The organism is Microbacterium sp. NPDC055442, from assembly GCF_053644215.1.
Genome location: NZ_JBSHLF010000010.1, coordinates 1 through 5,998, shown reverse-complemented (window position 1 = coordinate 5,998; position 5,998 = coordinate 1). Strand labels below are relative to the sequence as shown.

Here is a 5,998-nt window from a genome sequence, read left to right as displayed (position 1 = left end):
ACTTGTTCTTCCCTAACAACAGAGCTTTACGATCCGAAAACCTTCATCACTCACGCGGCGTTGCTCCGTCAGACTTTCGTCCATTGCGGAAGATTCCCTACTGCTGCCTCCCGTAGGAGTCTGGGCCGTGTCTCAGTCCCAGTGTGGCCGATCACCCTCTCAGGTCGGCTACGCATCGTTGCCTTGGTGAGCCGTTACCTCACCAACTAGCTAATGCGCCGCGGGTCCATCTGTAAGTGGTAGCCGAAGCCACCTTTTATGTTTGAACCATGCGGTTCAAACAACCATCCGGTATTAGCCCCGGTTTCCCGGAGTTATCCCAGTCTTACAGGCAGGTTACCCACGTGTTACTCACCCGTCCGCCGCTAACATCAGGGAGCAAGCTCCCATCTGTCCGCTCGACTTGCATGTATTAGGCACGCCGCCAGCGTTCGTCCTGAGCCAGGATCAAACTCTCCGATAAAGTAGTTTGACTGACTACGCACATCGCTGTGCGATTTTTAAAAACTGAATTAACAGGTACGTTTTGTCTTGTTTAGTTTTCAAAGATCATTTTGTTTGCTTGCTTTGTTAAAGCAACTTTATTAGTATACAATGTCACTTCTTCAAAGTCAACAACTTTTTTTAAAAACTTTTGGTGGAGCCTAGCGGGATCGAACCGCTGACCTCCTGCGTGCAAAGCAGGCGCTCTCCCAGCTGAGCTAAGGCCCCATAAAAAATGGTCGGGAAGACAGGATTCGAACCTGCGACCCCATGGTCCCAAACCATGTGCTCTACCAAGCTGAGCTACTTCCCGATTTCCTATCTATTCTATTAAAAGATATGGCGCGCCCGAGAGGAGTCGAACCCCTAACCTTTTGATCCGTAGTCAAACGCTCTATCCAATTGAGCTACGGGCGCAACACTTAATGCCGAGGGCCGGACTTGAACCGGCACGGTAGTCACCTACCGCAGGATTTTAAGTCCTGTGTGTCTGCCAATTCCACCACCCCGGCGTGGATGGTATAGTTGGAGCGGAAGACGGGATTCGAACCCGCGACCCCCACCTTGGCAAGGTGGTGTTCTACCACTGAACTACTTCCGCAGACAGGATGTCCAGTTTTTCTAACTGTTATCCTATATAATGCGGGTGAAGGGACTTGAACCCCCACGTCATAAAGACACTAGATCCTAAGTCTAGCGCGTCTGCCAATTCCGCCACACCCGCGTAAAATGGTGAGCCATGAAGGACTCGAACCTTCGACCCTCTGATTAAAAGTCAGATGCTCTACCAACTGAGCTAATGGCTCTTCTACAAGAGACTTGAATATTATATCATATAAAAGTGGTGCCGGCAAGAGGACTTGAACCCCCAACCTACTGATTACAAGTCAGTTGCTCTACCAATTGAGCTACACCGGCATAATGGTGGAGGATGACGGGCTCGAACCGCCGACCCTCTGCTTGTAAGGCAGATGCTCTCCCAGCTGAGCTAATCCTCCTGGGTATTATGCCTGGCGACGTCCTACTCTCACAGGGGGAAACCCCCGACTACCATCGGCGCTGAAGAGCTTAACTTCCGTGTTCGGTATGGGAACGGGTGTGACCTCTTTGCCATCATCACTAGACTATTTTCGGCTTTCAATACACGGCATATAACTGTGTCTTGAAGCTCTTTTTATTGAAAGGATTGTTCTTTCAAAACTGGATAAACGGTTCATTGAATGTTTCAAACTTTTTTGGTTAAGTCCTCGATCGATTAGTATCTGTCAGCTCCATGTGTCGCCACACTTCCACCTCAGACCTATCAACCTGATCATCTTTCAGGGATCTTACTTCCTTGCGGAATGGGAAATCTCATCTTGAGGGGGGCTTCATGCTTAGATGCTTTCAGCACTTATCCCGTCCGCACATAGCTACCCAGCGATGCCCTTGGCAGAACAACTGGTACACCAGCGGTGCGTCCATCCCGGTCCTCTCGTACTAAGGACAGCTCCTCTCAAATTTCCTGCGCCCGCGACGGATAGGGACCGAACTGTCTCACGACGTTCTGAACCCAGCTCGCGTACCGCTTTAATGGGCGAACAGCCCAACCCTTGGGACCGACTACAGCCCCAGGATGCGATGAGCCGACATCGAGGTGCCAAACCTCCCCGTCGATGTGGACTCTTGGGGGAGATAAGCCTGTTATCCCCGGGGTAGCTTTTATCCGTTGAGCGATGGCCCTTCCATGCGGAACCACCGGATCACTAAGCCCGACTTTCGTCCCTGCTCGACTTGTAGGTCTCGCAGTCAAGCTCCCTTGTGCCTTTACACTCTGCGAATGATTTCCAACCATTCTGAGGGAACCTTTGGGCGCCTCCGTTACCTTTTAGGAGGCGACCGCCCCAGTCAAACTGCCCACCTGACACTGTCTCCCCGCCCGATAAGGGCGGCGGGTTAGAAGGTCAATACAGCCAGGGTAGTATCCCACCGATGCCTCCACCGAAGCTGGCGCTCCGGTTTCCAAGGCTCCTACCTATCCTGTACAAGCTGTACCAACATTCAATATCAGGCTGCAGTAAAGCTCCACGGGGTCTTTCCGTCCTGTCGCGGGTAACCTGCATCTTCACAGGTACTATAATTTCACCGAGTCTCTCGTTGAGACAGTGCCCAGATCGTTGCGCCTTTCGTGCGGGTCGGAACTTACCCGACAAGGAATTTCGCTACCTTAGGACCGTTATAGTTACGGCCGCCGTTTACTGGGGCTTCAATTCGCACCTTCGCTTACGCTAAGCGCTCCTCTTAACCTTCCAGCACCGGGCAGGCGTCAGCCCCTATACTTCGCCTTACGGCTTCGCAGAGACCTGTGTTTTTGCTAAACAGTCGCCTGGGCCTATTCACTGCGGCTCTCTCGGGCTTGCACCCTAACAGAGCACCCCTTCTCCCGAAGTTACGGGGTCATTTTGCCGAGTTCCTTAACGAGAGTTCTCTCGATCACCTTAGGATTCTCTCCTCGCCTACCTGTGTCGGTTTGCGGTACGGGCACCTCTCACCTCGCTAGAGGCTTTTCTTGGCAGTGTGGAATCAGGAACTTCGCTACTATATTTCGCTCGCCATCACAGCTCAGCCTTATGGGAAACGGATTTGCCTATTTCCCAGCCTAACTGCTTGGACGCGGATATCCAATACCGCGCTTACCCTATCCTCCTGCGTCCCCCCATTGCTCAAATGGTGAGGAGGTGGTACAGGAATATCAACCTGTTGTCCATCGCCTACGCCTTTCGGCCTCGGCTTAGGTCCCGACTAACCCTGAGCGGACGAGCCTTCCTCAGGAAACCTTAGGCATTCGGTGGAGGGGATTCTCACCCCTCTTTCGCTACTCATACCGGCATTCTCACTTCTAAGCGCTCCACCAGTCCTTCCGGTCTGGCTTCACAGCCCTTAGAACGCTCTCCTACCACTGTTCGAAGAACAGTCCGCAGCTTCGGTGATACGTTTAGCCCCGGTACATTTTCGGCGCAGAGTCACTCGACCAGTGAGCTATTACGCACTCTTTAAATGGTGGCTGCTTCTAAGCCAACATCCTGGTTGTCTAAGCAACTCCACATCCTTTTCCACTTAACGTATACTTTGGGACCTTAGCTGGCGGTCTGGGCTGTTTCCCTTTCGACTACGGATCTTATCACTCGCAGTCTGACTCCCAAGGATAAGTCATTGGCATTCGGAGTTTGACTGAATTCGGTAACCCGGTAGGGGCCCCTAGTCCAATCAGTGCTCTACCTCCAAGACTCTTACCTTGAGGCTAGCCCTAAAGCTATTTCGGAGAGAACCAGCTATCTCCAGGTTCGATTGGCATTTCACCCCTACCCACACCTCATCCCCGCACTTTTCAACGTGCGTGGGTTCGGGCCTCCATTCAGTGTTACCTGAACTTCACCCTGGACATGGGTAGATCACCTGGTTTCGGGTCTACGACCACGTACTCATGCGCCCTATTCAGACTCGCTTTCGCTGCGGCTCCGCATCTTCTGCTTAACCTTGCACGGGATCGTAACTCGCCGGTTCATTCTACAAAAGGCACGCCATCACCCGTTAACGGGCTCTGACTACTTGTAGGCACACGGTTTCAGGATCTCTTTCACTCCCCTTCCGGGGTGCTTTTCACCTTTCCCTCACGGTACTGGTTCACTATCGGTCACTAGGGAGTATTTAGCCTTGGGAGATGGTCCTCCCGGATTCCGACGGAATTTCACGTGTTCCGCCGTACTCAGGATCCACTCAGGAGAGAACGAAGTTTTGACTACAGGGCTGTTACCTCCTATGGCGGGCCTTTCCAGACCTCTTCATCTACCTCGTTCCTTTGTAACTCCGTACAGAGTGTCCTACAACCCCAAGAGGCAAGCCTCTTGGTTTGGGCTAATCCCGTTTCGCTCGCCGCTACTCAGGGAATCGCATTTGCTTTCTCTTCCTCCGGGTACTTAGATGTTTCAGTTCCCCGGGTCTGCCTTCTCATATCCTATGTATTCAGATATGGATACCACTCCATTACGAGTGGTGGGTTTCCCCATTCGGAAATCTCCGGATCAAAGCTTGCTTACAGCTCCCCGAAGCATATCGGTGTTCGTCCCGTCCTTCATCGGCTCCTAGTGCCAAGGCATCCACCGTGCGCCCTTTCTAACTTAACCGTTAAAAAGAATCACTATGTGATATCTTGTATTACTAATTGAATGTGATGTCTACTGTTATCTAGTTTTCAAAGAACACGTTTCGAAGGAATGATCCTTCAAAACTAAACAAGACAGGGAACGTTCTGTTTATAAGACCCAAGGTCTTATATTCCGTATAATATCCTTAGAAAGGAGGTGATCCAGCCGCACCTTCCGATACGGCTACCTTGTTACGACTTCACCCCAATCATCTGTCCCACCTTCGGCGGCTGGCTCCTAAAAGGTTACCTCACCGACTTCGGGTGTTACAAACTCTCGTGGTGTGACGGGCGGTGTGTACAAGGCCCGGGAACGTATTCACCGCGGCATGCTGATCCGCGATTACTAGCGATTCCAGCTTCACGCAGTCGAGTTGCAGACTGCGATCCGAACTGAGAACAGATTTGTGGGATTGGCTTAACCTCGCGGTTTCGCTGCCCTTTGTTCTGTCCATTGTAGCACGTGTGTAGCCCAGGTCATAAGGGGCATGATGATTTGACGTCATCCCCACCTTCCTCCGGTTTGTCACCGGCAGTCACCTTAGAGTGCCCAACTGAATGCTGGCAACTAAGATCAAGGGTTGCGCTCGTTGCGGGACTTAACCCAACATCTCACGACACGAGCTGACGACAACCATGCACCACCTGTCACTCTGCCCCCGAAGGGGACGTCCTATCTCTAGGATTGTCAGAGGATGTCAAGACCTGGTAAGGTTCTTCGCGTTGCTTCGAATTAAACCACATGCTCCACCGCTTGTGCGGGCCCCCGTCAATTCCTTTGAGTTTCAGTCTTGCGACCGTACTCCCCAGGCGGAGTGCTTAATGCGTTAGCTGCAGCACTAAGGGGCGGAAACCCCCTAACACTTAGCACTCATCGTTTACGGCGTGGACTACCAGGGTATCTAATCCTGTTCGCTCCCCACGCTTTCGCTCCTCAGCGTCAGTTACAGACCAGAGAGTCGCCTTCGCCACTGGTGTTCCTCCACATCTCTACGCATTTCACCGCTACACGTGGAATTCCACTCTCCTCTTCTGCACTCAAGTTCCCCAGTTTCCAATGACCCTCCCCGGTTGAGCCGGGGGCTTTCACATCAGACTTAAGAAACCGCCTGCGAGCCCTTTACGCCCAATAATTCCGGACAACGCTTGCCACCTACGTATTACCGCGGCTGCTGGCACGTAGTTAGCCGTGGCTTTCTGGTTAGGTACCGTCAAGGTACCGCCCTATTCGAACGGTACTTGTTCTTCCCTAACAACAGAGCTTTACGATCCGAAAACCTTCATCACTCACGCGGCGTTGCTCCGTCAGACTTTCGTCCATTGCGGAAGATT

At 52.2% G+C, this 5,998-nt stretch carries 9 tRNA genes and 4 rRNA genes; all 13 read right to left on the bottom strand.

Annotated features, from left to right (window positions below):
• Positions 1–463 (bottom strand): 16S ribosomal RNA (locus tag ACWIBS_RS15110); the annotation flags it as partial.
• A 172-nt stretch (positions 464–635) separates the two neighbouring features.
• Positions 636–711 (bottom strand) — tRNA-Ala (locus ACWIBS_RS15105).
• Positions 712–719: 8 nt separating this feature from the next.
• Positions 720–796 (bottom strand) — tRNA-Pro (locus ACWIBS_RS15100).
• A 27-nt stretch (positions 797–823) separates the two neighbouring features.
• A tRNA-Arg gene (locus tag ACWIBS_RS15095) sits at positions 824–900 on the bottom strand.
• A gap of 9 nt (positions 901–909) precedes the next feature.
• Positions 910–995, bottom strand: a tRNA-Leu gene (locus ACWIBS_RS15090).
• 14 nt (positions 996–1,009) lie between these two features.
• Positions 1,010–1,084: transfer RNA gene (locus tag ACWIBS_RS15085), tRNA-Gly, on the bottom strand.
• A 40-nt stretch (positions 1,085–1,124) separates the two neighbouring features.
• Positions 1,125–1,207: transfer RNA gene (locus tag ACWIBS_RS15080), tRNA-Leu, on the bottom strand.
• Between the two features lie 6 nt (positions 1,208–1,213).
• Positions 1,214–1,289, bottom strand: a tRNA-Lys gene (locus ACWIBS_RS15075).
• A 36-nt stretch (positions 1,290–1,325) separates the two neighbouring features.
• Positions 1,326–1,401: transfer RNA gene (locus tag ACWIBS_RS15070), tRNA-Thr, on the bottom strand.
• A gap of 4 nt (positions 1,402–1,405) precedes the next feature.
• Positions 1,406–1,481 (bottom strand) — tRNA-Val (locus ACWIBS_RS15065).
• Positions 1,482–1,491: 10 nt separating this feature from the next.
• Positions 1,492–1,607 (bottom strand): 5S ribosomal RNA (gene rrf / locus ACWIBS_RS15060).
• A gap of 111 nt (positions 1,608–1,718) precedes the next feature.
• Positions 1,719–4,646, bottom strand: a 23S ribosomal RNA gene (locus ACWIBS_RS15055).
• A gap of 170 nt (positions 4,647–4,816) precedes the next feature.
• Positions 4,817–5,998 (bottom strand): 16S ribosomal RNA (locus ACWIBS_RS15050); the annotation flags it as partial.